Source organism: Streptomyces sp. ASQP_92 (genome assembly GCF_025399895.1).
In the GTDB taxonomy this organism is placed as follows: domain Bacteria; phylum Actinomycetota; class Actinomycetes; order Streptomycetales; family Streptomycetaceae; genus Streptomyces.
Genome location: NZ_JAODUA010000001.1, coordinates 323,942 through 349,197 on the forward strand (window position 1 = coordinate 323,942; position 25,256 = coordinate 349,197).

20 protein-coding genes and 1 tRNA gene are annotated in these 25,256 nt (G+C 72.7%); 16 read left to right on the top strand and 5 right to left on the bottom strand.

The window, feature by feature from the left end:
• Nucleotides 1-903, bottom strand: a complete 903-nt coding sequence (locus tag N4G70_RS01480) for a sugar phosphate isomerase/epimerase (protein ID WP_261710514.1) — start codon at nt 901-903, stop codon at nt 1-3.
• A gap of 218 nt (nt 904-1,121) precedes the next feature.
• On the opposite strand from N4G70_RS01480, the gene iolC reads away from it, so the two are divergent.
• The 9 genes from iolC (at nt 1,122) to N4G70_RS01525 (ending at nt 10,641) form a co-directional block, all read left to right on the top strand.
• The gene (iolC, locus tag N4G70_RS01485; RefSeq protein WP_261711329.1) at nt 1,122-2,156 is read left to right on the top strand and encodes a 5-dehydro-2-deoxygluconokinase; all 1,035 of its coding nucleotides are present in this window, start codon (nt 1,122-1,124) and stop codon (nt 2,154-2,156) included.
• Nucleotides 2,153-3,040 carry a deoxyribose-phosphate aldolase gene (locus N4G70_RS01490; RefSeq protein WP_261710515.1) on the top strand — a complete coding sequence of 296 codons (888 nt, stop codon included), beginning with the start codon at nt 2,153-2,155 and terminating at the stop codon, nt 3,038-3,040. The genes iolC and N4G70_RS01490 overlap by 4 nt, the downstream gene beginning before the upstream one ends.
• Nucleotides 3,041-3,056: 16 nt before the next feature.
• Entirely contained in the window at nt 3,057-3,872 is an 816-nt protein-coding gene (gene iolB, locus N4G70_RS01495) for a 5-deoxy-glucuronate isomerase (protein WP_261710516.1), read from the top strand.
• Nucleotides 3,869-5,752, top strand: a complete 1,884-nt coding sequence (gene iolD, locus N4G70_RS01500) for a 3D-(3,5/4)-trihydroxycyclohexane-1,2-dione acylhydrolase (decyclizing) (protein ID WP_399033711.1) — start codon at nt 3,869-3,871, stop codon at nt 5,750-5,752. Before iolB ends, iolD begins: the two co-directional genes overlap by 4 nt.
• Before the next feature lie 14 nt (nt 5,753-5,766).
• Complete coding sequence (locus N4G70_RS01505) at nt 5,767-7,269, top strand: CoA-acylating methylmalonate-semialdehyde dehydrogenase (RefSeq protein WP_261710517.1); 1,503 nt, start codon at nt 5,767-5,769, stop codon at nt 7,267-7,269.
• A gap of 71 nt (nt 7,270-7,340) precedes the next feature.
• Complete coding sequence (locus tag N4G70_RS01510) at nt 7,341-7,700, top strand: type II toxin-antitoxin system Phd/YefM family antitoxin (protein WP_261710518.1); 360 nt, start codon at nt 7,341-7,343, stop codon at nt 7,698-7,700.
• Entirely contained in the window at nt 7,697-8,263 is a 567-nt protein-coding gene (locus N4G70_RS01515; protein ID WP_261710519.1) for a Fic family protein, read from the top strand. Before N4G70_RS01510 ends, N4G70_RS01515 begins: the two co-directional genes overlap by 4 nt.
• Nucleotides 8,214-8,957, top strand: coding sequence for a LysR substrate-binding domain-containing protein (locus N4G70_RS01520; RefSeq protein ID WP_261710520.1), 744 nt, complete (start codon nt 8,214-8,216; stop codon nt 8,955-8,957). Before N4G70_RS01515 ends, N4G70_RS01520 begins: the two co-directional genes overlap by 50 nt.
• 286 nt (nt 8,958-9,243) lie before the next feature.
• Nucleotides 9,244-10,641 carry an APC family permease gene (locus N4G70_RS01525; protein WP_261710521.1) on the top strand — a complete coding sequence of 466 codons (1,398 nt, stop codon included), beginning with the start codon at nt 9,244-9,246 and terminating at the stop codon, nt 10,639-10,641.
• Between the two features lie 114 nt (nt 10,642-10,755).
• Here N4G70_RS01525 and N4G70_RS01530 read toward each other — a convergent pair whose 3' ends face one another.
• Complete coding sequence (locus N4G70_RS01530) at nt 10,756-11,619, bottom strand: hypothetical protein (RefSeq protein ID WP_261710522.1); 864 nt, start codon at nt 11,617-11,619, stop codon at nt 10,756-10,758.
• Nucleotides 11,620-12,043: 424 nt separating this feature from the next.
• Here N4G70_RS01530 and N4G70_RS01535 point away from each other — a divergent pair, with 424 nt between their 5' ends.
• Complete coding sequence (locus tag N4G70_RS01535; RefSeq protein WP_261710523.1) at nt 12,044-14,665, top strand: alpha/beta fold hydrolase; 2,622 nt, start codon at nt 12,044-12,046, stop codon at nt 14,663-14,665.
• Entirely contained in the window at nt 14,662-15,531 is an 870-nt protein-coding gene (locus tag N4G70_RS01540; protein ID WP_261710524.1) for an ABC transporter permease, read from the top strand. The genes N4G70_RS01535 and N4G70_RS01540 overlap by 4 nt, the downstream gene beginning before the upstream one ends.
• Before the next feature lie 56 nt (nt 15,532-15,587).
• On the opposite strand, the gene N4G70_RS01545 is transcribed toward N4G70_RS01540, so the two are convergent.
• Both N4G70_RS01545 and tsaD read right to left on the bottom strand, forming a co-directional pair.
• Nucleotides 15,588-16,859 carry an aminotransferase class I/II-fold pyridoxal phosphate-dependent enzyme gene (locus N4G70_RS01545; protein ID WP_261710525.1) on the bottom strand — a complete coding sequence of 424 codons (1,272 nt, stop codon included), beginning with the start codon at nt 16,857-16,859 and terminating at the stop codon, nt 15,588-15,590.
• 133 nt (nt 16,860-16,992) lie between these two features.
• Complete coding sequence (tsaD, locus tag N4G70_RS01550; protein ID WP_261710526.1) at nt 16,993-18,054, bottom strand: tRNA (adenosine(37)-N6)-threonylcarbamoyltransferase complex transferase subunit TsaD; 1,062 nt, start codon at nt 18,052-18,054, stop codon at nt 16,993-16,995.
• 210 nt (nt 18,055-18,264) lie between these two features.
• On the opposite strand from tsaD, the gene N4G70_RS01555 reads away from it, so the two are divergent.
• The 3 genes from N4G70_RS01555 (at nt 18,265) to N4G70_RS01565 (ending at nt 21,108) form a co-directional block, all read left to right on the top strand.
• Nucleotides 18,265-19,827: a cytochrome bc complex cytochrome b subunit gene (locus N4G70_RS01555; RefSeq protein WP_261710527.1), complete on the top strand. Its 1,563-nt coding sequence runs from the start codon at nt 18,265-18,267 to the stop codon at nt 19,825-19,827.
• Between the two features lie 68 nt (nt 19,828-19,895).
• A complete protein-coding gene (locus N4G70_RS01560) occupies nt 19,896-20,336 on the top strand; it encodes a hypothetical protein (protein ID WP_261710528.1) in 441 nt (146 codons plus the stop codon).
• A 76-nt stretch (nt 20,337-20,412) separates the two neighbouring features.
• Nucleotides 20,413-21,108: a TetR/AcrR family transcriptional regulator gene (locus N4G70_RS01565; protein ID WP_261710529.1), complete on the top strand. Its 696-nt coding sequence runs from the start codon at nt 20,413-20,415 to the stop codon at nt 21,106-21,108.
• A gap of 186 nt (nt 21,109-21,294) precedes the next feature.
• Here N4G70_RS01565 and N4G70_RS01570 read toward each other — a convergent pair.
• Nucleotides 21,295-21,367 (bottom strand) — tRNA-Arg (locus tag N4G70_RS01570).
• Nucleotides 21,368-21,732: 365 nt separating this feature from the next.
• Between N4G70_RS01570 and N4G70_RS01575 the strand changes: the two genes are divergently transcribed.
• Together N4G70_RS01575 and N4G70_RS01580 are read left to right on the top strand one after the other, a co-directional pair.
• Nucleotides 21,733-23,337, top strand: a complete 1,605-nt coding sequence (locus N4G70_RS01575; protein WP_261711331.1) for a dynamin family protein — start codon at nt 21,733-21,735, stop codon at nt 23,335-23,337.
• Nucleotides 23,334-25,052, top strand: a complete 1,719-nt coding sequence (locus tag N4G70_RS01580) for a GTPase (protein ID WP_261710530.1) — start codon at nt 23,334-23,336, stop codon at nt 25,050-25,052. The genes N4G70_RS01575 and N4G70_RS01580 overlap by 4 nt, the downstream gene beginning before the upstream one ends.
• Nucleotides 25,053-25,256: the final 204 nt, after the last annotated feature.

A 25,256-nucleotide genomic window follows, 5' to 3' on the forward strand; every position in this document is an offset into this window, starting at 1 on the left:
TCAGGCCCCGCAGGACCGCAGGAAGGCGCGGGTGCGCTCGGCGATGGGCAGCGGCTTGTCCGGATCGCATGGGTACATGTCCTGCTCGACGATCGCGAAGAGGTCGACGTCCAGGGCCTGGGCCGCGGCGAGGACCGGTTCGAGCGCGGGCACACCGTGGGGCGGCTCACACATCACGCCCTGGGCGACGGCCGGCCCGAACGGTGTCCCGGCGGACCGCACCTGGGCCAGCACCTCCGGATCCACCTGCTTGAGGTGGAGGTAGCCGATCCGCTCCCCGTACGTCTCGATCAGCTTGACGCTGTCGCCGCCGCAGTAGGCGTAGTGCCCGGTGTCCAGGCACAGCGAGACCAGGTCGGAGTCGGTGGCGTGCAGGAAGCGGGCCACGTTCTCCTCGCTGTCGATATGGGTGTCCGCGTGCGGGTGCACGACCACGCGCAGGCCGTAGCGGTCGCGCACCTCGCGGGCCAGGCGCTCGGTCTGACCGGCGAGATCGCGCCACTGCGCGGCGGTCAGGGTGCTGTCTTCCAGGACCGCGCCGGTCTTGTCGTCGCGCCAGAAGGACGGGATGACCACGAGGTGACGGGCGCCGACGGCCCGGGCGAGCGCGGCCACGTCCGAGACGTGCGCCCAGGTCTTCTCCCACACCGCCGGGCCGTGGTGCAGGCCGGTGAAGACGGTCCCGGCCGAGACCGCCAGGTCCCGTGCGGCGGTCTCCTCGGTGAGGCGCGCCGGATCGGTGGGGAGATAGCCGTACGGTCCGAGTTCGATCCACCGGTAGCCCGCGCCCGCGACCTCGTCGAGGAAGCGCTGCCAGGGGACTTGGCGAGGGTCGTCGGGGAACCAGACGCCCCAGGAGTCGGGAGCCGAACCGATCCGGATGCGGGTCTTCGCCGTCGTCATGGCACCAGCCTTCCGGGGGCCCGTCAGGAGTGTCAAGGCCACGTCCGAATGTAAGGACAAAGATTGACAGGGGTGGGAGCGGAGGGCTAGACCTGGGGGAACCGGCGACGCGGCGACCCGAGGGGGCGTGCATGGACGAGGCTCCGTACGGAAGCGGGCGTGGCAGTGGGGGGCTCGGCCCGGAGCCCGAGGGCGACGCCCCCCACGACGTGATCACGATGGGGCGGATCGGGGTCGACCTCTACCCCTTGCAGACCGGGGTGTCGCTGGCCGAGGTCACCTCGTTCGGGAAGTTCCTCGGCGGCTCACCCTCCAACGTGGCGGTCGCCGCGGCGCGGCTCGGGCGGCGCGTCGCCGTCATCACGCGTACGGGGCGGGATCCCTTCGGGGCGTATCTCCGGGCGGAGCTGGGCGAGTTCGGGGTGGACGCGCGCTGGGTGACCCCGGTGGACGGACTGCCCACGCCGATCACGTTCTGCGAGATCTTTCCGCCGGACCACTTCCCGCTGTACTTCTACCGGCTGCCCAAGGCGCCCGATCTGGAGCTGTGCGAAGGGGAGTTGGACCTGGCGGCGGTGCGGGCGGCCGGGATCTTCTGGGTGACGGGGACGGGGTTGTGTGCGGAGCCCAGCCGGGGGGCGACGCTGGCCGCGCTTCGGGCGCGGGGGAGCGGGCCGGGTGCGGGCCGCCCGGCGGGGGCGCCGGTCCCGGACCTCCGCTCCTCGAACTCCCCCGGGGGCCACGTCCAGGGGGAACCCTCGGGGGCCGGGAGCGCGCCCCGCCGCGCTACCGTCTTCGATCTCGACTGGCGGCCCATGTTCTGGGACGACCCGCACGACGCCCGCGTCCACTACCGGGCCGCGCTCGCCCACGCCACCGTCGCCGTCGGGAACGTCGACGAGTGCGAGATCGCCACCGGGGAGCGCGAACCCCGGGCCGCCGCCGAGGCGCTGCTGGCCGCCGGGGTCGAGCTCGCCGTCGTCAAACAGGGGCCCAAGGGCGTGCTGGCCGTGCATCGGGACGGGACGGTCGCCGAGGTGGCGCCGGTGCCGGTCGACGTGGTCAACGGGCTCGGCGCGGGGGACGCGTTCGGCGGCGCGCTCTGCCATGGGCTGCTCGCCGGGTGGGAGGTGGAACGCGTCATGCGGTACGCCAACGCCGCCGGGGCCATCGTCACCTCCCGGCTCGCCTGCTCCTCCGCGATGCCCTACCCGGCCGAGGTCGAGCGCGTCCTGCACGGCGGGCGGGCATGAGCGCCGCGCTCGGGCCCGCGGGGCTCGCGCGGATCCGGGCCCGGCACCCCGAGGCGGTCGCCGAGGCCGCCGCGCGCCGGGTGCGCAGACCGCTGCTGCGCCAAGACGGCGGGCGGCTCATGGTGATCGCGGCCGACCATCCGGCCCGCGGCGCGCTCGGCGTCGGCGCGGACGGGCTCGCCATGGCCGACCGGGGCGATCTTCTCGACCGGCTGTGTCTGGCCCTGTCCCGGCCCGGCGTCGACGGGGTGCTGGCCGGCGCCGACGTCCTGGAGGACCTGCTGCTGCTCGGCGCCCTGGAGGACAAGGTCGTCATCGGCTCCATGAACCGCGGCGGCCTCGCCGGGGCCGCCTTCGAGATGGACGACCGCTTCACCGGGCACCGCGCCCAGGACCTGGAACGGCTCGGCTTCGACGCGGGCAAGCTGCTGCTGCGCATCGACTACCGCGACCCGGGCTCGCTGGACACGCTGCACGCCGCGGCCCGCGCCATCGACGCGATGGCCGAACGCCGACTCCCGGTGTTCGTCGAGCCGTTCATCTGCCACCGCCATGAGGGCGGGATCCGCAACGATCTGTCCGCCGGGGCCGTCACCCGCTCCATCGCCATCGCCTCGGGCCTGGCGGGCACCTCCGCGTACACCTGGCTGAAGGTGCCCGTCACCGAGAACCCCGACGACATGGCCGAGGTCATGGCCGCCAGTACGCTGCCCGCGGTGCTGCTCGGCGGGGACCTGGAGGACGACCGGGACGCCGCCTTCGAGAAGTGGCGCGGGGCGCTGCGCCTGCCCACCGTGCAGGGCCTGGTCGCGGGGCGTTCGCTGCTCTATCCGGCCGACGGCGATGTGGCGGGGGCCGTCGATACCGCCGTCGGTCTGCTGTAAGGGGTAGGGATCGGACATGGATCAACGGGAACTGTTCGTACGGGCGGGGGAGAGCGCCGACGAGGCGTACGCCCTCGCCATCGGCCCGGAGCGGGCCGCCCTCGGCCACTCGTCCCTGCGCGTGCTCGATCTGCCGCCCGGGGGCACGCACGAGCTGGCCGCCGGGGACAGCGAGTGGCTGGTGGTGCCGCTCAGCGGCGGCTGCACGGTGCGCTCGGAAGGCCAGGAGCTTCAACTGGCCGGTCGCCGCGACGTGTTCGAGGGCCCCACCGACTTCGCCTACGTACCGCGTGACGCGGATGCCCTGATCTCCTCCGGCGCGGGCGGCCGTTTCGCCCTGACAGGAGCGCGGTGCGAGCGACGACTCCCCGCTCGCCGCGGCCCCGCGCCGGAGGTGCCCGTCGAAGCACGGGGTTCGGGCAACTGCGCCCGCACCGTGCGCAACTTCGCCGCCGCGGACGCCTTCGACTGCGACCGCCTCATCGCGGTGGAGGTGATCACGCCCGGCGGCAACTGGTCCTCCTATCCGCCGCACAAACACGACGAGCATCTGCCGGGCCGCGAGAGCGAGTTGGAGGAGATCTACTACTTCGCGTTCGAGCATCCGGACGGCTACGGCTACCAGCGGATCTCGCCGTCCCGCGAGGGCGGCGCCGACCTGCTCGCCGAGGTCCGCGACGGGGACGCGGTGCTCGTGCCCAACGGCTGGCACGGGCCGTCGATCGCCCGGCCCGGCACCGCCATGTACTACCTGAACGTGATGGCGGGACCGGGACCGGAACGGGAGTGGAAGATCTCCTTCCACCCCGACCACAGGGAGGGATACCAGTGAGCGCCACGACGCGCCGCCTCACCACCGCCCAGGCGCTGATCGCGTTCCTGGCCCGCCAGTACACCTCGTACGAGGGCGTCAACCACCGTCTGATCGGGGCGACTTGGGGCATCTTCGGACACGGCAACGTCGCCGGGATCGGGCAGGCACTGCTCGAAGCCGGGCCCGGCGCGATGCCCTTCTTCCAGGGCCGCAACGAGCAGGCCATGGTGCACGCCGCCGTCGGCTACGCCCGTCAGTCGGGCCGGCTCTCCACGCACGCGGTCACCACCTCCATCGGCCCGGGCGCCACCAACCTGGTCACGGGCGCCGCCCTGGCCACCGTCAACCATCTGCCGGTGCTGCTGCTGCCCGGCGACACCTTCGCCGCGCGCCCCGCCGACCCGGTGCTCCAGCAGCTCGAAGTCCCCTACGCGGGCGATGTGTCCGTCAACGACTGCCTGCGCCCGGTCTCGCGCTACTTCGACCGCGTCACCCGGCCCGAGGCGCTGATCCAGGCCGCCCTGAACGCGATGGGCGTCCTCACCGACCCGGCGAACACCGGCGCGGTCACCCTCGCGCTGCCGCAGGACGTCCAGGCCGAGGCGTACGACTGGCCCGAGGAGTTCTTCCGGGAGCGGGTGTGGCCGGTACGGGCCCCTGCGGTGGACCCGGATGAACTCGGCCTGGCGGCAGGGGAGTTGAGGCGGGCGCGGCGGCCCCTCGTCGTCGTGGGGGGCGGGGTGCGGCACGCTCGCGCGCAGGACGTGCTCGACGCCTTCGCGGCGGACACCGGCATCCCGGTCGCCGCCACCCAGGCCGGCAAGGGCGCGCTCGCCCACGACCATCCCCAGGACGTCGGCGGCATCGGCCACACCGGCACGGCCGCCGCCGACGAACTGGCCCGCACCGCCGACGTGGTGCTCGGGATCGGCACCCGCTGGACCGACTTCACCACCGCCTCCGCCACCCTCTTCCAGAACCCGGACGTCCGCTTCGTCAACCTCAACATCCGGCCCGCCGACGCCCACAAGCTCGGCGGCCGACAGCTCGTCGGCGACGCCCGCACCGGCCTCGCCGCACTGCGCGAGGCGCTCAAGGGCCATCGCGTGGACGAGGGTTACGCGGCCGAGTGCGCGCGTCTGAAGTCCGCGTGGGACGCACGGGTGGACGCCGCCTACACGCCCGCCTCGGACGACGCCCGCCCCACGCAGGCCCAAGTCCTCGGCGTACTCGACACCTTGGTCACCGGGGACGACATCCTGATCAACGCGGCGGGCTCGCTCCCCGGCGACCTCCACCAGCTGTGGCGGGCCCGCTCGCACGACCAGTACCACGTCGAGTACGGCTACTCCTGTATGGGCTACGAGATCCCCGCGGCCATCGGGGTCGCCCTCGCGGCGCCCGGCCGTCCCGTGTGGGCGCTGGTCGGCGACGGGACGTATCTGATGAATCCGACCGAAATCGTCACCGCCGTGCAGGAGAACATCCCCATCAAGGTGGTGATCCTGCAGAACCATGGGTACGCCTCGATCGGCGGGCTCTCGGAGGCGGTGGGGGGTGAGCGGTTCGGCACGGCGTACCGGTTCCGGACCCCGGACGGGACGTACGGCGGTGAGGCGCTTCCGGTCGATCTGGCGGCCAACGCGGCCTCGCTCGGGATGCGGGTCCTGCGCGCCCGCACCGTGCGTGACCTGCGGGAAGCCCTGACGAGTGCGCGCTTCGCCGACGTTCCCACATGTGTCTACGTGGAGACCGAAACGCCCGACACAGTGTCGGGCCCGCCCCCGGCCCAGGCGTGGTGGGATGTGCCCGTGGCCGAGACCGCGACCCGTCGGTCGGCGGTCACGGCCCGCGAGGAGTACGAACGGCACGTCACCGCCCGACGCCGCCATCTGTGAAGGAGCACTTGGACATGACGAAGACCGTCCACCACTGGATCGGTGGCAAGACCGTCGAAGGCACGTCGGGCAACTTCGGTCCGGTGACCGACCCGGCGACCGGCGCCGTCACCACCCAGGTCGCCTTCGCGTCGGCCGAGGAGGTGGACCGGGCGGTGGCCATCGCGCGAGCGGCCTACCTGACCTGGGGCACCTCCTCGCTCGCCCAGCGCACCACCGTGCTGTTCACGTTCCGGGCGCTGCTCGACGCCAACCGGGACGCCATCGCCGAGCTGATCACCGCCGAGCACGGCAAGGTGCACTCGGACGCGCTCGGCGAGGTCGCCCGCGGCCTGGAGATCGTCGACCTGGCCTGCGGCATCACCACCCAGCTCAAGGGCGAGCTGTCCACGCAGGTCTCCAGCCGGGTGGACGTGGCCTCCATCCGCCAGCCGCTGGGCGTCGTCGCGGGCATCACCCCGTTCAACTTCCCGGCGATGGTGCCGATGTGGATGTTCCCGATCGCCATCGCGTGCGGCAACACCTTCATCCTGAAGCCCTCGGAGAAGGACCCCTCGGCGTCGATGAAGATCGCCGAACTCCTCGCCGAGGCGGGCCTGCCCGACGGCGTCTTCACCGTCCTGCACGGCGACCGGGTCGCCGTCGACGCGCTGCTTGCCCACCCCGACATCGCGGCGGTCTCCTTCGTCGGCTCGACGCCCATCGCCCGCCACATCCACGCCACGGCCTCCGCCAACGGCAAGCGGGTCCAAGCGCTCGGCGGCGCCAAGAACCACATGCTGGTGCTGCCCGACGCCGACCTGGACGCGGCGGCCGACGCCGCCGTCTCGGCCGCGTACGGCTCGGCGGGCGAGCGCTGCATGGCGATCTCCGCGGTCGTCGCGGTGGGCGCCATCGGCGACGAGCTGGTGGAAAGGATCCGCGAGCGCGCCGAGAAGATCAAGATCGGCCCCGGCAACGACCCCTCCTCCGAGATGGGCCCGCTGATCACCGCGGCCCACCGCGACAAGGTGGCCTCGTATGTGAAGGGCGCGGCGGCCCAGGGCGCCACGGTCGTCCTCGACGGGTCCGACTACACGGTCGAGGGCTTCGAGAACGGCCACTGGATCGGACTGTCCCTCTTGGACCACGTGCCGACCACCGCCGACGCCTACCGCGACGAGATCTTCGGCCCGGTCCTGTGCGTGCTGCGCGCCGAGACGTACGAAGAGGGCCTGGCCCTGATCAACGCCTCCCCCTTCGGCAACGGCACCGCCATCTTCACCCGCGACGGCGGCGCGGCCCGCCGCTTCCAGCTGGAGGTCGAGGCCGGCATGGTCGGTGTCAACGTGCCGATCCCGGTGCCGGTGGGCTACCACTCCTTCGGCGGCTGGAAGGACTCGCTCTTCGGCGACCACCACGTCTACGGCAACGACGGCACGCACTTCTACACCCGCGGCAAGGTCGTCACCACCCGCTGGCCGGACCCGGCGGACGGGCCGTCCGGCGTCGACCTGGGCTTTCCGCGGAACCACTGAGGGCTTGGGGCCGGCGTCCGGCTGTACCTATTTCTGTACAGATTTCGGTACGGTCGGCGTAGCATGAACCCATGGAAAAGATTCCGGACGTCGTGACGGTCAGCGACGCGCGCGTAGGCCTGTCCCGGATGCTCGCCGATTTGGAACACGAGGGTGCAACGGCCCAGCCGGTCCTCATCGGCGCGCACCGCAGGCCCCAGGGAGTGCTTCTCTCGGTTGCGGCTTTCGAGCGGCTGAGCGGTCGCGCGGCGCGGCAGGCCGCCGTCGACTCCGCTACGGGCTCGCTGGCGGCCGAGGGGCTGACGGTCACCGACGCGGCGGGCCGTGACACAGAGGCATACGTGAGCGGACAGCTCTCGGCCGACGATCTCGTAGCTCGGGCGGTCGCGCGTCACTCGACCGTGACGGCGACCGCGAGGCGGGCTGGGTGATCGACCCCTACCTCCACCCGAGCGGGGTGCTGCGCAACCGACTTGGCATCACCGACCCCGACCTGCTGGTCCGGGCGGAGGCGGACATCACCCACGCCGAACTGATCCGGCTCGCGGAGCGACCCCTGGCCGGGGCGTACGACTTGGGGCATCTGCAAGCCTTTCATGTCGCGATCTTCGGTGCCGTCTACCCGTGGGCGGGTGAGTTGCGGGTGGTGGAGATCTCCAAGCGCACTCCGTTCTGCCTTTCCGCCCATCTGGTCTCCTTCGGCGAGGAGGTATTCGGGCGATTGGCGTCCGCCGGATACCTGCGAGGCCTGGGCCGTGCCGCATTCGCAGACGCCCTTGCCGAGTTGTACGGCGACCTGAACGCGCTGCACCCGTTCCGCGAGGGCAACGGCCGCACCCAGCGTGCCTTCTGTGCGCAACTGGCTTCGGACGCGGGATACGAGCTGGACTGGGCCGGTATGGACCCCGCGGAGAACGAGTACGCGAGCATCAAGAGCTACCTGGGTGACAACGGGCCATTGGTGCGCATGCTGGGCGCCCTGCTGCAGGCCTGAGTCGGGTACGCGGCCGCTCCTGCTCCGCCTGGACGCGGCCCGTGCCGACATCGCGCGGCTCACCCGGGTACGGCCCTCGCGGCTCGCCGTCGCCTGCGCGCCCGCCGCCCTGACCCCCGCCCTCGCCGAGGCGCTCGCCGTCCTGCGCCGGGACACCCCCGGCCTCGCCGTCGAGGTGCGAGTCCTCGGCCCGGACGAGAGCGTGCGGGCCGTCCTGACCGGGGCCGCCGACCTGGGCCTGGTCACCGGCGCCGCCGCCCCCAGCGACCCCCTGCCGCTGCCCGAGGTGGGCCCGATGGTCACCCTCGCCGCCGCCGAGGAACCCCTGGCCGTGCTGCTTCCGGCCGACCACCCCCTCGCGGGCCGCCCCGCGCTGCGCCTGAGCGACCTCGCCGATGCCCGATGGATTGACGCCCCGGACACCGCCGTACCCCTGGCGCACCTGCGCGCCGCCACCCGCGGCGACGGCTTCGCCGCCCAAGTGGCGTACGGAGGAACGGAGTTGAGGGGGCTCGGGGCGCTGGTCGCCGCCGGGCACGGGCTGGCCGCGCTCGCGGCGGGGGAGGCCGAGGGGCTCGGGGGGACGGTGGCGGTGCCGGTCTCGGCGCCGCGCCTGGTGCACCGCACGGAGATCATCCACCCGCGCGACCCGGCCGGTCCGGTGCGCGCGCTGGTGGCGGCGCTGACCGGCTGACCGGAGCCCGAGCGTCCGTACCGCGGAAAGTTACGGACAAAGTTCGGCGCGGGCGCTGCGGTTCCCGCACCCCGCGAACGTGGTGCCTTGACACGTCCTTAACGCCGAAAACCGGCGTCCGGACGTCCCGGATCTTCGGATTCCGCAGGTAACCAACTATTGACCTGCGGTTCTTCGAAGGATTGCATATCGGCAACCCGGGAGCCGCGAACCACATCACCACCCGCCTATGGAGGCGATACCGCTCCCGAGCATCGGAACCGCACCAGTCGATCGGAACCGCACGATGACGGAAACGCTCAGCGCCCCCCAGGCGCTCGCCCCCGCGACCGGACCCACCCCGCAAAAGCTCAAGCGGTCCATCGGCGTCGTGGGCGGCACCCTGCTCACGCTGTCCTGCGTGACGCCCGCCTCCACCCTCTTCGTCGTCGTGCCCGACCTGTTCGCGACGCTCGGCACCTACACCGCCCTCACCATCGCGATCGGCTCGCTGCTCTGTATCGGCGTCGCCTTCTGCTACTCCGAGCTGGGCACCCTCATCCCCAGCGCGGGCGGCGAGTACGCCATGGTGTCGACGATGGCGGGACGCCTCGCGGGCTGGCTGGTCTTCGTGCTCTCGCTGCTCGTGGTGATGATCGTGCCGCCCGTCATCGCGATGGGCACCGCCGACTACCTCTCCCCGATCGTGCACATACCCGCGCCCCTCGCGGGCGCCGGCGTCATGCTGCTCGCCACCCTGGCCGGCCTGCTCGACCTGCGCGCCAACGCCTGGATCACCGGAATCTTCCTGGTACTCGAAGTCATCGCGGCCGGCGTGGTCGCCGTGCTCGGCTTCGCCCACAGCGAGCGCGGCGCCTCCGCCCTCGTCCACGGCTCGGTCGCGGGCGACAGCGGGGCGCCCTCCACGGTCACCGCGATGATGGTGATCTCGGGGCTCGCCATCGCCCTCTTCATCACCCAGGGCTTCTCCACCGCCGTCTACCTCTCCGAGGAGCTGGAGCACCCCCGGCGCAACGTCGCCCGCACCGTGCTCGCCACCCTCGCCATCTCAACGGCCGTGATCCTGCTGCCCGTTGTCGCCATCACCCTGGGCGCGCCCGACCTCGCCGCCCTCACCAGCGGCAACCTCAGCGAGATGGTCACGGCCTGGTCGAACTCCGCGGTCGGCACCTTCGTCAGCCTCTGCGTCGCCCTCGCGATCATCAACGCGGGCATCGTCATGGTCATCCAGAACTCCCGCGTCCTGTTCGCCTCCGCCCGCGACAAGGCCTGGCCCGAGCCCGTCAACCGGGGCCTGTCCCGGCTCGGCCGGTTCGGCTCCCCGTGGGTGGCCACCCTCCTCGTCGGCGTCCCCGGCGCGGGCCTGTGCTTCGTCAAGCTCGACACCCTCTACGGCGTCACCGGCGTCTCGGTCACCGCGATGTACCTCCTGGTCGCCGTCGCCGCCCTGCTCTGCCGCCGCGGCGCCCACAAGGACGTCCCGGCCTGGCGGATGCCGCTGTGGCCCGCGGTGCCGGTCCTGCTCATCGTCGTACTCGCCTACATCCTCACCCAGCAGGAGACCCAGTACCTGCTCTGGACCGGCGGCATCACGGCCGCCGCCACGCTGTACTGGGCGCTGTACCTGCGGCCGCGCCGCGCGACCCGCTGGCTCGTCAGCATCCCCGAGGACGCCCGGGCCTGAGGCCGCGCGAAGCGCTGCCGGCGGGCCGGTGGAGGGGCCGCGGGCCGCGGCACCAACGATCCCCGGGGCGGGGCCCGTCGAGTACCTGCGGGCCCCGCCCTCGACGTCCGCCGCTCAACCGGCCTGCGCGCCCCGCTGCTTGATCGCCTCGGTCATGTCCGCCGTGTCCGACGCGGGCGGCACCTGGACGGACTTGGTCGCCCCGAACTTCTTGAAGTCCATGGCCACCTTCGCCTGGCCGAACTGCTCGTTCACCCGCACCGGCATGCCCTCGCCGTCCACCCACACCTCGAAGGCCAGCTCGCTGACCCCGCCGGTGAACTGCCCCATCAGGTTGCCGTCGCCCTCGCCGGACAGGACCTTGCCGGCCTGGCCCAGGTCGTCCTTGGACAGCACCGCCTTGTAGTGCGTGGTCGCCCGGCCCAGGACGGTCTCCTTGCCGACCTCCGAGACGTTCTTGGAGTAGCGCAGGGACCGCAGGCCGGCCGTCGGGTTGCCGCTGTTGGCGACCGCGGCCTCGCCCTGCTCGCCCAGGACGGCCGAGGCCTCTATCTTCATCCAGTGCTTGCCCTTCAGCGGGCCGCTCGGCTGGGCGTCGACGCCGTAGTAGTAGGCGCCCTTCACATAGCGCATCGTCACGGTCCCGTCCGAGACGAGCTGCTGCATCTGGAGGCTCTTGGCGTCCACCTCGACGTCGAACGCGAGGCCGTCGCCCCACGAGTACGTGCCCGACATGGCGGCCGGGGCCGCCTGGCCCTGGAGCTGGGTCGTCATCGTCACCTCGGCCGAACCGGCCTTCTGCGAACGGTCGCCCGCCGAGGTCAGCGCGGCGAGCACCGCGCTGTTCGCACGGTCGGCCGCGTTCGCGGCCTTGCCCGCCGCCTTCTTGCCGGTGTCCACCGCCGAGCCGGCCGAACACCCCGTCACACCGGCCACCACCATCACGGCGCCGGTCACCCACACCCCTGAGGCACGCATGCCCATGGTCCCCACCCCTCACGGAATACAACGCGAAGAACGGACTGTATCCAACGGCACCGACAGTCCCCGGGCGGGGCGGTCGAGCGGGCCCTGGCGGGCCCGGGCCCCCTTGCAACGAGACAGTCGGTTCCGAGCCCTCCTGGGGCTCCGCCCCAGACCCCGTTCGCGCCTGAACGGCGCTCGTCCTCAAACTCCCCCAAGGCCTTAAGGGCCAGGGGGGACCCCCATGACGGGCTGAGGTGTCCCGTGCTGCCCGGCACCGAGCAGTTAGGGGCGCGGGGAACTGCGCCCGGCCACTCCCGTCGCCGGCCCGCCTACTCCCGCTGCGGTACGGCACTGGCCGCCCGTACTCCCCGGGTACACCCGGCACTTCCACCCAGCGGCAGCTCCGGTTGTCGGTGCGGGCGCATACCGTGGGGGCATGGAGATCAGCATGCGCGGACGCCGATGGCGGGTGACCGCGGGGGCGGCCGCTCTCGTCGCCCTGGCCGGCGCCGGCGTCTGGAGTGCCGCGGGCGCCTCGGGCGCCCCCGCCGTGCACCGTGAGGACGTGGTGCTCGACATGCCCGGAGCGAGGATCGACACCTCGTTCTTCACCGCGGGCACCCCCCGGGACAAGCGGCCCGCCGTGCTGATCGGGCACGGCTTCGGCGGCAGCAAGGACGAGGTGCGGGGCCAGGCCGAACAACTCGCGCGGGACGGGTACGCGGTCCTGACCTGGTCCGCGCGCGGCTTCGGGAAGTCCACCGGCCGCATCGGGCTCAACGACCCGGAGTTCGAGGTCAAGGACGTCTCACGGCTGATCGACTGGCTGGCCCGCCGCCCCGAGGTGCGCCTCGACGCACCGGGCGACCCGCGCGTCGGCGTGACCGGGGTGTCCTACGGCGGGGCGATCTCGCTGCTCGCCGCCGGATACGACAAGAGGGTCGACGCTATCGCCCCCGAGATGACGTACTGGAACCTGTCGGACGTCTTCTTCCCCGACGGCGTCTACAAGAAGCTGTGGGCCGGGATCTTCGTCTCCACGGCCGGCGGCTGCCAGAAGTTCGAGCCCGGCATCTGCGCCATGTACAACCGGGTCGCCACCGCCGGCCGGCCGGACGCCGAGGCCGAGAAGCTCCTGGAGTCCAAGAGCCCCTCCACCGTGGGCGACCGGATCAAGGTGCCCGCGCTGATCATCCAGGGCCAGACCGACTCGCTGTTCCCGCTCGGCCAGGCCGACGCCATGGCGAAGAGGATCACCGCCAACAAGGCGCCCGTCTCCGTCGACTGGATCGCGGGCGGCCACGACGGCGGCGACCGCGAGAGCGGCCGCACCCAGGCCCGCGTCACGCGGTGGTTCGACCGCTATCTGAAGGACGACAAGGGCGCCGACACCGGCCCCGCCTTCCGTGTCACCCGCACCGGAGGCCTCAACTCCACCGATGGATCCGCCCAGTTGAGGGGCGCCACCAGCGACAGCTACCCCGGCCTGGGAAGCGGTCGGCACACCCTCGCGCTCACCGGCCGCGAGCAGAGCTTCGACAACCCGCCCGGCGGCGCCCCGCCCGCGATCTCCGCGGTACCCGGCCTCGGCGCGGGTCTGACGGGCCTGTCCTCGCTCGGCGTCGGCATCTCCCTCGACTTCCCCGGCCAGTACGCCCGGTTCGAGACGGCGCCCCTGACCACCGGCGTCCACCTCACCGGCGCGCCCACCGTCACCCTCAAGGTCAAGGCCGGCGGCGACGAGGCCGTGCTCTTCGGCAAGCTGTACGACGTCGGCCCCGACGGCAAACAGCAGGTGCTGCCCTCCCAACTCGTCTCCCCGCTGCGCGTCGACGGCGCGAAGGGGGGCCGGACCGTCGAGCTGACCCTGCCCGCCGTCGACCACAACGTCGAGGCCGGCCACCGGCTGCGCCTCGTCGTGGCCGCCACCGACCTCGGCTTCGCCTCCCCGGCCGCGCCCGCCACCTACACCGTCTCACTGGCGGGCGGTGGCCTGAGCGTGCCCACCGTCCCCGCCGCGCGCACCGCCTCGGCGGGCCTGGCCTGGTGGGTGTGGGGGCTGCCGCTCGCCGGTGCCGTGATCGGCGGCGCGCTCCTGATCACCCGGCGCACCCACACCCCGGCCCCCGACCCAGAGCTGGCCCAAGTGCCGCTCCAGATCACCGACTTGACCAAGAAGTACGCCAAGTCCAGCGACCGGTACGCCGTGCGCGAGCTGTCCTTCCGTGTCGAGCAGGGCCAAGTGCTCGGCCTCCTCGGGCCCAACGGCGCCGGCAAGACCACCACCCTGCGCATGCTCATGGGCCTGATCCGGCCCGACGGCGGCGAGATCCGCGTGTTCGGCCACGCCATCCGGCCGGGCTCGCCCGTCCTGTCCCGGGTCGGCGCGTTCGTCGAGGGCGCGGGATTCCTGCCGCACCTGTCGGGCCGGGAGAACCTGGAGCTGTACTGGAGGGCGACCGGCCGCCCGGAAAAGGACTCCCGCATCGAGGAGGCCCTGGAGATCGCGGGCCTGGGCGACGCCCTCCAGCGCGCCGTGCGCACCTACTCGCAGGGCATGCGCCAGCGGCTCGCCATCGCGCAGGCCATGCTCGGCATGCCGGACCTGCTGATCCTCGACGAGCCGACCAACGGGCTGGACCCGCCCCAGATCCGCGAGATGCGGGACGTGATGATCCAGTACGCCGAGGGCGGCCGCACCGTGATCGTCTCCAGCCACCTCCTGTCCGAGGTCGAGCAGTCCTGCACGCATCTGGTGGTGATGGACCGCGGCCGGCTCGTGCAGGCGGGACCGGTCGCCGAGATCACCGGCGCGAGCGACACCCTGCTCGTGACCACCGCGGAACCGGTCGCCGAAGCCGTCGTGGACAAGGTGGCCGCGCTCGCCGGCATCGGCTCCGCGCTGCGCACCGACGACGGGCTCCTGGTCCGCCTCGAAGGGGCCACCACCACCGAGCTGATCGCCGAACTCCTGCGCCTGGACGTCGCGTTGACCGGCGTGGGCTCGCACCGCCGCCTGGAGGACGCCTTCCTCACCCTGATCGGAGGTTCCGCGTGAGCATTCTGTTGGAGACCCCGGCGGGCGAGACGGCCCCCGGCTACCGGGCCCGGCGCACCCTGCCGCTGCGCGTCGAGGCCGTACGGCAGCTGAAGCGCCGGCGCACCCTGGTGATGGGCGCGGTGCTCGGCGCGCTGCCGTTCGTCCTGATCGTCGCGTTCGCCATCGGCGGCAGCCCGAGCAGTCGCAACGGCCGCATCACCTTGATGGACACCGCGACCGCGTCCGGCGCCAACTTCGCCGCGACCTGTCTGTTCGTCTCGGCGGGCTTCCTGCTGGTGGTGCCCGTCGCGCTGTTCTGCGGCGACACCGTCGCCTCGGAGGCGAGCTGGTCCTCGCTGCGCTATCTGCTCGCGGCGCCGGTGCCCCGGGCCCGGCTGCTGTGGTCGAAGCTGGCGGTGGCGCTCGGGTTCAGCGCGGCCGCGATCGTGCTGCTGCCCGTGGTGGCGCTCGCGGCGGGCACCGCGGTGTACGGCTGGGGGCCGCTCCAGCTCCCCACCGGCGGCTCGCTCGGCGCGGGCCAGGCGCTGCCGCGCCTCGCGGTCGCCGTCGCGTTCGTCTTCGTGTCCCAACTGGTCACCGCCGCGCTGGCGTTCTGGCTCTCCACCCGCACGGACGCGCCGCTCGGCGCGGTCGGCGGCGCGGTGGGCCTGACCATCGTCGGCAACGTCCTGGACGCGGTGACCGCGCTCGGCCACTGGCGGGACTTCCTGCCCGCGCACTGGCAGTTCGCCTGGGCCGACGCGCTCCAGCCGCACCTGGAGTGGGGCGGCATGCTCAAGGGCTCGGCGGTCTCCGTCGCGTACGCGCTGGTGCTGTTCGCGCTGGCCTTCCGCGGATTCGCCCGCAAGGACATCGTCTCCTAGGACCAAGTCCTGGGATCGACGTCCTCGCGGGCGAGGCTCCGCGCGGTGGGGGCCGGTCAGGCCGCGAGGAGCTTCTCGTATCCGACGAGCCGTACGCACGCGGTCAGGCCGAGGATCGCCTGCTCCAGCTCGGCCAGGCCCGGGTAGCTGGGCGCGATGCGGATCGTGGCGTCCTTCGGGTCGTCGCCGTACGGGTGCGTCGCGCCGGCCGGGGTCAGCACGACACCCGCCTGGCCGGCCCGCGCCACGACCTCCTTCGCGCAGCCTTCCGGCACTTCGAGGGTGACGAAGTAACCGCCCTTGGGGACCGTCCAGCTCGCCAGGCCCGTACCGCCGAGCTCGCTCTCCAGGATCCGCTGGACGATCTCGAACTTCGGCTGGAGCAGGGCGCGCTGGCGCTCCATGTGGGCGCGTACGCCGTCCGCGTCCTTGAGGAACAGCACGTGGCGCAGCTGGTTGACCTTGTCCGGGCCGATCGAGCGCTTGGCGTTGTTGGCGAGCAGCCACTGCACGTTGGCGGGCGAGGAGCCGAAGAAGGCGACGCCCGCACCCGCGGCCGTGATCTTCGAGGTGGAGCCGAAGACGAAGGCGCGGTCCGCGTGGCCGGCGCTCGCGCAGGCGCCGAGCAGGTCGGCGATCTCCACGGGCTCGTCGGTGAGGTGGTGGGCGGCGTAGGCGTTGTCCCAGAAGATCCGGAAGTCGGGGGCCGCGGTCTCCATCCGGGCGAGCCGGGCCACCGTCTCGTCGCTGTAGCTGACGCCACTGGGGTTGCTGTACTTGGGCACGCACCAGATGCCCTTGATGCCCGCGTCCTCGGCGACCAGGCGCTCCACGACGTCCATGTCCGGGCCCGCGTCGGTCATCGGCACCGGGATCATCTCGATGCCGAACCGCTCGCACAGCGCGAAGTGCCGGTCGTAGCCGGGCACCGGGCACAGGAACGCGAGGCGCTCCTGGTCGACCCAGTGCGACTCGGCGCCCGGGACGACACTCAGCATCGCGTGTACCAGGCAGTCGTGCATCAGCTCCAGGCTGGAGTTGCCCGCGGCGAGCAGCTGCCCGGCCGGCACCTGGAGCACCTCGGCGAAGATCTCGCGGAGCTCGGGGAGCCCCTGGAGGCCGCCGTAGTTGCGTACGTCGGTGCCGTCGGCGGAGGTGTAGCGGCCGCCGGGCAGGCTGAGCAGGTCCTCGCAGAGGTCGAGCTGCTCGGGTGCGGGCTTGCCCCGGGTGAGGTCGAGCTTGAGGCCGCGGGCCGCAAGGGCCGCGTAGTCCTGCCGGGCCTGGTCGAGCAGCCCGGCCAGGGCGTCGGTGCTCAACTGGGTGGTCATGGTGTTTCCTCTCGCGGGGCCGCGCGTGTGCGTCAGACGGCATGGGGTGGGTGCGCCCTGTCGAGCTTACAAAGAGCCCCCTGAGGGCCGGACGACCGGCTTCCCCCGTGGTCCCCCAAGGCCCGTGAAGCCGTCACGCGACGCGCGCGGCCCGTGCCACAGGGTGCAGGGCCGCGTACTCCAGCGGGGCGGACGGGTCGATGGAGAGGTCCAGCGGCGCGGCCTTCGCACCGGCCCTGACCAGCAGGTCGCCCACCGCGGCGATCATCGCCCCGTTGTCGGTGCACAGACCCAGGGGCGGCACCCGCAGCGTGATCACGGCCTCGGCGCAGCGCTGCTCGGCGAGTGAGCGCACCCGGGAGTTGGCGGCGACCCCGCCCACCACGACCAGGGTGTCGACGCCGTGGGCCCGGCAGGCGGCGACCGCCTTGCGGGTCAGCACGTCGGCGACGGCCTCCTGGAGGGCCGCCGAGCCGTCGGCGACGGGCAGCGGGGAACCGGCGTGCCGCTCGGCCCAGCGGGCGGCGGCCGTCTTGAGCCCGGAGAAGGAGAAGGCGTACGGGTCGTCGCGCGGGCCGGTCAGCGGCCGGGGGAACGGCACGGCCCGGGCGTCTCCGTCCCTGGCCGCCCGGTCGATGGCGGGGCCGCCGGGATAGGGCAGCCCGAAGACCCGGGCCACCTTGTCGAAGCATTCGCCCGCCGCGTCGTCCAGGGTGTCGCCGAGGTGCAGGATCGGGTCGCGCGCCAGGTCCCGTACGAGCAGCAGCGAGGTGTGACCGCCGGACACGATCAGCACCATGCAGGGGTTCGGCAGCGGGCCGTGCTCCAGGGTGTCGGCGGCCACGTGCCCGGCGAGGTGGTGCACCCCGTACAGCGGTACGTCCAGGGTGTACGCCAGCGCCTTGGCGCCCGCGAGCCCGACCTGGAGGGCGCCGGACAGGCCCGGGCCGGTCGTCACGGCGACCGCGTCGATGTCGGGCATCCTCAACTCGGCCTGTTCCAGCGCCCGTTGGACGACCGGTGTGAACGAGTGGACATGGGCGCGGGCGGCGATCTCCGGCACCACTCCGCCGTACCGGGCGTGCTCGTCCATGCTCGACGCCACCGCGTGACCGAGCAGCCGCCCTCCCCGCACCAGACCGGCCCCGGTCTCGTCGCAGGACGACTCGATCCCGAGCACCACCGGAAGACCCACGCCGAGCACCTCTTCTGCCGAGTAATGGCTATTGCAACCAATGTGCAAGAAGCATAGAGGGGGAGCCCCCGGATGCACCCCCTCCAGTAAATGGGGAGAGCTCCCCGGTTAGGATGCGGAGGTCGGCAGCGGAGCGCGCCTCCCTGCCGCCGCGAGGTGCGCGCCGCGCGCACCGGGGCCGAATGGGGCCCGGGGACAAGGGGGTTCGGGATGGCAGGGCGCGGAGAGCGGATCGCCGACTGGGCGGACGCGCGGACGGGGATCCACCGTCTCGCCAGGAGCAATCTGCGGAAGATCTTTCCGGACCACTGGTCGTTCATGCTGGGCGAGATCTGCCTGTACAGCTTCGTCGTCATCATCCTGACGGGCGTCTGGCTGACGCTGTTCTTCAAGCCGAGCATGGCCGAGGTGGTCTACGACGGCTCGTACGTCCCGCTCAACGGGCAGCGGGTCTCCGAGGCATTCGACTCCACGATGCGCATCAGCTTCGAGGTGCGCGGCGGGCTGCTGATCCGGCAGATCCACCACTGGGCGGCGCTGGTCTTCGTCGCGGCGATGTTCGTGCACATGATGCGGGTGTTCTTCACCGGCGCCTTCCGCAAGCCGCGCGAGGTCAACTGGCTGTTCGGCTTCGGCCTGCTGTTCCTCGGCATGCTGGACGGCTTCTTCGGTTACTCCCTCCCCGACGACCTGCTCTCGGGCACCGGAATCCGCTTCATCGAGGGCGTCATCCTGGCGGTGCCGGTCGTCGGAACGTACGTCCAAATGTTCCTGTTCGGCGGGGAGTTCCCGGGCACGGACATCGTGCCGCGCTTCTACAGCCTGCACGTCCTGCTCATCCCCGGCATCATGCTCGGCCTGCTCGTGGCGCATCTGATCCTGGTCTTCTTCCACAAGCACACCCAGTTCGCGGGTCCCGGCCGCACCGAGAGGAACGTGGTGGGCGCGCCGCTGATGCCGGTCTACCTGGCGAAGGCGGGCGGCTTCTTCTTCCTGGTGTTCGGCGTGATCGCGGCCGTCGCGGCGGTCGCCTCGATCAACCCGATCTGGGCGTTCGGCCCCTACCGCCCCGACCAGGTCTCCACCGGCGCCCAGCCCGACTGGTACATGGGCTTCGCCGAGGGCCTGATCCGGGTGATGCCCGGCTGGGAGATCAGCGCGTGGGGCCACACCCTGGCCCTCGGCGTACTGATCCCCTTCCTCCTCTTCCCGACGATCCTCGGCCTGATCGCGGTGTATCCGTTCATCGAGTCGTGGATCACCAAGGACCGCCGCGAGCACCATCTGCTCGACCGGCCGCGGAACGCGCCGGTGCGCACCGCGCTGGGCGCGGCCTGGGTCAGCCTCTATCTGGTGACGCTGGTCGGCGGCGGCAACGACCTGTTCGCCACGCACTTCCACCTCTCGCTCAACGCGATCACCTGGACGGTGCGCATCGGCTTCTTCGCGGTCCCGGTGCTGGTCTTCGAGATCACCCGCCGCTGGTGCCTGGGTCTTCAGCGGCGCGACCGCGATCTGGTGCTGCACGGCAGGGAGACCGGCCGCATCAGAAAGCTGCCGCACGGCGAGTACGTCGAGATCCACGAACCGCTGCCGCCCGAGCGCCTGCACACCCTCACCGCCCACGAACAGCCCGAGCCGCCCGCGGTCGAGGACCGATCCCTGCGGGCCCGCCTCGCACGCGCCTACTTCGGCGAGGGCGGCCAGGTCCGCCGGGCGACGGAGCACGAGTACACCGCGATCGCGGCCCGTCACGAGGGGGAGGGGCAGTGAGTCGAGGGGTGTCGACGCGTACGCCACGTCCCCGGGCCGCTGAACTGGCGTGCGCCAGGCGGCTGTTGATGACGACGTACGCGGTGGGGCGTGCGACGACGTACGCGGCGGGGCGTGCGACGCCGTACGCGGCGGGGCGTGCGCAGGCCGGCCACTCCGTGGTCGACCGGCCGTGGGTGATCCGGGACGGACCGGCCCTCGGCATCCTCACCGCGACCGGATCACCGCTCGCCGACCGGCTGCGCGCGGGCTCGCGCGTCCTGGTCGCCGCCGGACCGAGGACACCTTCGCTGCGGGCGAGGGCGGCGTTCCTGGACGAGGAGTCGAGCGTGGGCTACCGCACCGCCCTGATCGACAAGTACGGCCTCGCGGCGGTGGCCGCGCTGGCCCGCAGCCGCCTGCGGTACGGGCCGGCCGGGACGGTGGGGGTCCGGCTGGTGCTGGGAGCGGAGGGCGGCGGGGCGCTGGGGGAGGAGTGGGAGCCGAACTGGGTGTACTGGCCGAACTAGGGGGCGGGAAGGCGACGGGGGCCGACGTCGAGGAACCGGGGAGGAGCCCCCACCTGTCGCTATAGGGTCGGACCCCATGGCACCGTCGCAGAACGAGAAGGCACCGTCGCAGAACGAGCAGAAGAAGTCCCCGCCCCTGCGGAGCGACGCCCGGCGCAACCGGGACCTGCTGGTGGCGGCGGCGCGGGAGCTCTTCGCCGAGCAGGGGCTGAACGTTCCGCTCGACGAGATCGCCAAGCGCGCGGGGGTGGGCAACGCGACCCTCTACCGGCGCTTTCCGGCCCGGGGCGATCTGGTGGAGGCCGTCTTCCACGAGGACCTGACCTCGGTGATGGCCTCCGGCGAGGAGGCCCGCCTGGCACGGGACGCGTGGGGCGCGCTCACCGCGTATCTGGAGGGCGTGTGCGCCCTGCTTGCCCGGGACCGGGGGGTGGGCGACCTGATGACCACGGGCATCGAGGGCGCCCCGACCCTGGACGCGATCCACGCCCACAACCACGCGACGGTGAGCGAACTGATGCGGCGGGCGGCGGAGGCGGGTGAACTGCGCACGGACGTGGTCGCGGAGGACCTCCTGTTCGCCCTGAGCGCGCTCGGCACCTCGCTCCCGGCGGTGGAGGCGACCCGCCCCGGCTCCTGGCGCCGCCCCCTCGCCCTCCTCCTGGACGGCTTCCGAGCCGAAGCCCAACGCCCCCTTCCCGAACGGCCGTTGACCCCGGCGGAGACGGACCGCGTCTACCGAGAAATGGGCGGCGAGCCGCCGGCGGTGTGAGGGGGTGGTTGACCCGGGTCGGGTTGGCAGAAGCAATGGCAGCCCGCTCGGCGCCGGCCTCACCCCCAACCTCCACCCCACCGGCCGACCTCCACCCCCACCGGCCCGCGAGCGCCCCAGGACACGCACGGCCCGCCCAGCAAAAAGGCCCTCCCGAAGGAGGGCCGAACGCCCGGTGGTCTTGGGCGCCCCCGGCAGGACTCGAACCTGCGGCCAAGCGCTTAGAAGGCGCCTGCTCTATCCACTGAGCTACGGGGGCCGAAATGGGGCCTCGGTGGCCCGGAGGCCGGGGCGGCGAGGGCTTGGGTCCGGGACGGGTCCCGGGCCGATGACCTTGCCGGGGACAAGGATAGGGCTCCTGTCACCTCGTCCCGGTTGCTTCACCTGCGTGGCACGATGTGGAGGTTCGGTGAAGCGAACCGATAATCGCAGGCAGGTGCGAATCCTGCAGCGCTTTTGACGCTCGCGGCGCAGGGTGTTGTGCACTCGTTATGCCTGCGCCCCACTCGTCCCAAGTGCCCCATCTGTCCGATCGGCGCGTCTCGGTGGCCTATGGACGCGCGCGGAAGTGGCCATACGCTTCAAAAAGCCGCCAAAATTGGGCATTCTTCGCATGTGGTGACCTTGGACGTACGGCCTCAGCTCATCGACGCACTCTCCGCCCTGCGCGACAGTGTCGCCGCCGTGCGTCTCCCACTGCCCCTGCCGGGCGCGCCACGCGCCCGGCAGACGCGCAGCGAGCTGCTCGCACAGCTCGACGACTATCTGCTGCCCCGGCTGCGAGATCCGGAAGCCCCGCTGCTCGCCGTCATCGGCGGATCCACCGGCGCCGGCAAGTCCACGCTCGTCAACTCCCTTGTGGGGCGCCGGATCAGCGAGGCCGGAGTGCTGCGGCCCACCACGCGTACGCCCGTACTCGTGTGCCACCCCGACGACCGCGAGTGGTTCTCCGGCCCCCGGGTGCTGCCCGAACTCACCCGCGTCTGGCTGCCGCAACAGCACGAGGACGCTGAGGGCGTCGACCTGTCCGGCGGGGACGAGGAGGGTGCCGTACGCGTGGAGACCGCCACCACGCTGCCGCGCGGGCTCGCACTCCTCGACGCCCCGGACATCGACTCACTGGTCGTCAGCAACCGCATCCTGGCCGCCGAACTGATCTGCGCCGCCGACGTCTGGGTCATGGTGACCACCGCCTCGCGGTACGCCGACGCGGTGCCCTGGCATCTGCTGCGTACCGCGAAGGAGTACGACGCGACGCTGGTCACCGTGCTCGACCGGGTGCCGCACCAGGTGCTGGCCGAAGTGTCGCGGCAGTACGGGGCGTTGCTGACCCGGGCAGGGCTCGGGGACGTGCCCCGGTTCACCGTGCCCGAACTGCCCGAGTCCGCGGGCGCCTCGCACGGGCTGCTGCCCTCCACCGCCGTCGCGGCGCTGCGTACCTGGCTCACCCACCGCAGCCAGGACCCGGCCGCCCGCCAGCAGGCCGTCGCCAGGACCGCGTCCGGCGCGATCGAGTCGCTCAACGCGCGGATGCCGGAACTGGCTTCGGCCGTCGCCGCGCAGTACGCCGCCGCCGTACGCCTGACCGCCGCCGTCGAGGACGCGTACGCCGCGGAGGGCGACCGGGTGCGGCGGCGCCTGCGGGCCGGTGAGGTGCTGGCCGGGGACGCGCTCACCCGCTGGCGCGCCCACCCCGGAGGGGCCTCGGCAGGCGAACTCCTCGACGCGCTGGTGGAGAGCCTCGCCGAACTGCTGCGGTGCGCGGCCGCCGCCGCGGACGAGCGGGTCAGGGACGCCTGGGCGGGCGAACCGGCGGCACAGGGATTCGCCGACGACGTACGCCACGAGGACCCCGAGGACCGCATCGGGCTCGCCGTGCGGCGCTGGCGGCGGGTCCTGGAGGAGCTGGCCGAGGAAGAGGTGCGGGAGATGGAACGCTCGGTCGCGCCCGACCCCGAGACCGTGGCCGCGCTGCTGGCCGCCGCGCTGCTCGGCGGCCGCCGGGCCCGCCGGGCCGGCGAGCGGCTCGCCGAGCGGATCGGCGCCCACGGCGCGCTGCGGCTGCGCGACAAGGGCGGCGAACTCGTCGCCACCTACATCGACCAGGTGCTCGGCGCCGAACGTGAACGGCGGCTCGCGCCGCTGGACGCCCTTGAGGTGACGCCCGAACCGCAGGCCGGGCTGATCGCCGCACTGTCCGTGGTGCAGAAGGAGAGGAAAGCGGCATGACGCAGCAGGCCGAGGACCGCTGGGCCGACGGGCTGATCGCGAGGCGCGCCGCCGAGCCCGGCGAGATGACGACCGGCCCCCAGGAGGGCGAGGAGCCGCAGGACGCCGCGTTCGAGCCCATCGGCGGCCCGTACGTCGGCACGGTACGAGGACGCCTGGACGCGCTGCGCGAACTGGTCGGCCTCTCCCGCACCCGGCTGGATGCCCAGGCGCTCGCCGAGGCCGGCCGGGTGCTCGACGAGGCGTCCGCGCGCCAGCGCCTGTCCGCGCGGCACACCGTCGTCGCCATCGCGGGCGCCACCGGAAGCGGCAAGTCCACCCTCTTCAACTCCCTTGCCAGAAGCCAGATTTCGGACACCGGGCTGCGCCGCCCGACCACCGGGGCGCCCATCGCGTGCAGTTGGACCGACGGCGCCGCCGGGCTGCTCGACCGGCTCGGAATCCCGGGCCGGCTGCGCCGCAGGCCGCTCGACGGCGCGCCCGGCGACCTGGAGGGCCTGGTCCTGGTCGACCTGCCCGACCTGGACTCGGCCGTCGTCTCGCACCGGCACGCCGCCGACCGGGTCCTCGCCCTGGTCGACGCGATCGTGTGGGTCGTGGACCCCGAGAAGTACGCCGACGCCGTACTCCACGAGCGCTATCTGCGCCCCCTCGCCGGGCACGCCGAAGTCAGCTTCGTCGTGCTCAACCAGGTGGACCGGCTGCCCGGGGACGCCGCCGACCAGGTACTCGACGATCTGCGCCGGCTCCTCGACGAGGACGGCATGGCGCTGGGCGAACACGGCGAACCCGGCGCCTCGGTGCTCGCCCTCTCCGCGCTGACCGGCCAGGGCGTGGGCGAACTCCGCGAGCAGCTCGGCCGGTTCGTGCGGGAGCGCGGCGCAGCCGCCCGCCGCCTCGCCGCCGACGTGGACGCGGCCGCCGCCGAACTGCGTCCGCTGTATGTGGCCGACGGCCACCCCGGACTCGGCGAACGGGCCCGCAGGGACTTCGGTGACCGCCTGGCCACGGCGGTCGGCGCCTCGGCCGCGGGGGAGGCCGCCGAACGCGAGTGGCGGCGCAACGCCCAGCGCGCCTGCGGCACACCGTGGCTGCGGCTGTGGCGCTGGTACGACCGGATCCGGGTCCCGGCCGTGCAGCGGCCCCGCTCCGGCAGCAAGGCCGAGGAGCAGGTCACCGCCCGCCAGCACGTGGAGCAGGCGGTCCGCACGGTCGCCGGCGAGGCCGCGGCCGGGCTGCCCGCACCCTGGGCCCAGGCCGTGCGCGAGGCGGCCGTGCGGGGCGCCGAAGGGCTTCCCGAGGCGCTGGACGAGCTCGCGGTACGGGAGGAGCTGGAGCGGGGCACCTCGCCCCGGCCGCCGTGGTGGCCGGCCGCCGTGCTGGCCCAGATGGTCATGACGGGCATCCAGGTCGTGGGCGGGCTGTGGCTGGTGGGCCAGATCGTCGGGGTGCTGCCCCCCGGACTGATCGTCCCCGCGCTCGTGATGCTGGGCGGCATCGTGGGCGGCCCGCTGATCGAGTGGGCGTGCGCGGTGGCCGCGCGCGGGCCCGGACGGCGCTACGGGCAGGAGGCCGAACGCAGACTCCGCGAGGCCGCGGCGGCCTGCGGCCGGGCCAAGGTCCTGGACCCGGTGGCCGCCGAGCTGCTGCGGTACCGCGAGGTGCGTGAGCAGTACGCGGCGGTGGCGGGGACCGGAGTTCTCACGCAGGGGTGAACGGGTTTTCCACAAAGGGGCGGTAGTCCACAGGCCCCGGCACGTACTCCCCGTCCGGTCCAGCATGGAGATCGACAGCGCAAGGGTTCGATCGACGGCTGGACCGGGCGGGGCTTTTCTGTGCCGCGTTCCGGGGTGGTCCCGGGCGGCCGGGGCCGGAAGAACCCGGGGATCGAACCAACGGCGATACACGGTACGGGGGTT

Bases quoted from the DNA above. Each gene is read 5' to 3' on its own strand.
- N4G70_RS01545 (WP_261710525.1), bottom strand. From the start codon at position 16,859: ATGACCACCCAGTTGAGCACCGACGCCCTGGCCGGGCTGCTCGACCAG.
- N4G70_RS01505 (WP_261710517.1), top strand. From the start codon at position 5,767: ATGACGAAGACCGTCCACCACTGGATCGGTGGCAAGACCGTCGAAGGC.
- N4G70_RS01530 (WP_261710522.1), bottom strand. From the start codon at position 11,619: ATGCGTGCCTCAGGGGTGTGGGTGACCGGCGCCGTGATGGTGGTGGCC.
- N4G70_RS01565 (WP_261710529.1), top strand. From the start codon at position 20,413: ATGGCACCGTCGCAGAACGAGAAGGCACCGTCGCAGAACGAGCAGAAG.
- iolC (WP_261711329.1), top strand. From the start codon at position 1,122: ATGGGGCGGATCGGGGTCGACCTCTACCCCTTGCAGACCGGGGTGTCG.
- N4G70_RS01555 (WP_261710527.1), top strand. From the start codon at position 18,265: ATGGCAGGGCGCGGAGAGCGGATCGCCGACTGGGCGGACGCGCGGACG.
- N4G70_RS01510 (WP_261710518.1), top strand. From the start codon at position 7,341: ATGGAAAAGATTCCGGACGTCGTGACGGTCAGCGACGCGCGCGTAGGC.
- N4G70_RS01535 (WP_261710523.1), top strand. From the start codon at position 12,044: ATGGAGATCAGCATGCGCGGACGCCGATGGCGGGTGACCGCGGGGGCG.
- N4G70_RS01525 (WP_261710521.1), top strand. From the start codon at position 9,244: ATGACGGAAACGCTCAGCGCCCCCCAGGCGCTCGCCCCCGCGACCGGA.
- N4G70_RS01480 (WP_261710514.1), bottom strand. From the start codon at position 903: ATGACGACGGCGAAGACCCGCATCCGGATCGGTTCGGCTCCCGACTCC.
- N4G70_RS01580 (WP_261710530.1), top strand. From the start codon at position 23,334: ATGACGCAGCAGGCCGAGGACCGCTGGGCCGACGGGCTGATCGCGAGG.
- iolB (WP_261710516.1), top strand. From the start codon at position 3,057: ATGGATCAACGGGAACTGTTCGTACGGGCGGGGGAGAGCGCCGACGAG.
- N4G70_RS01490 (WP_261710515.1), top strand. From the start codon at position 2,153: ATGAGCGCCGCGCTCGGGCCCGCGGGGCTCGCGCGGATCCGGGCCCGG.
- N4G70_RS01560 (WP_261710528.1), top strand. From the start codon at position 19,896: ATGACGACGTACGCGGTGGGGCGTGCGACGACGTACGCGGCGGGGCGT.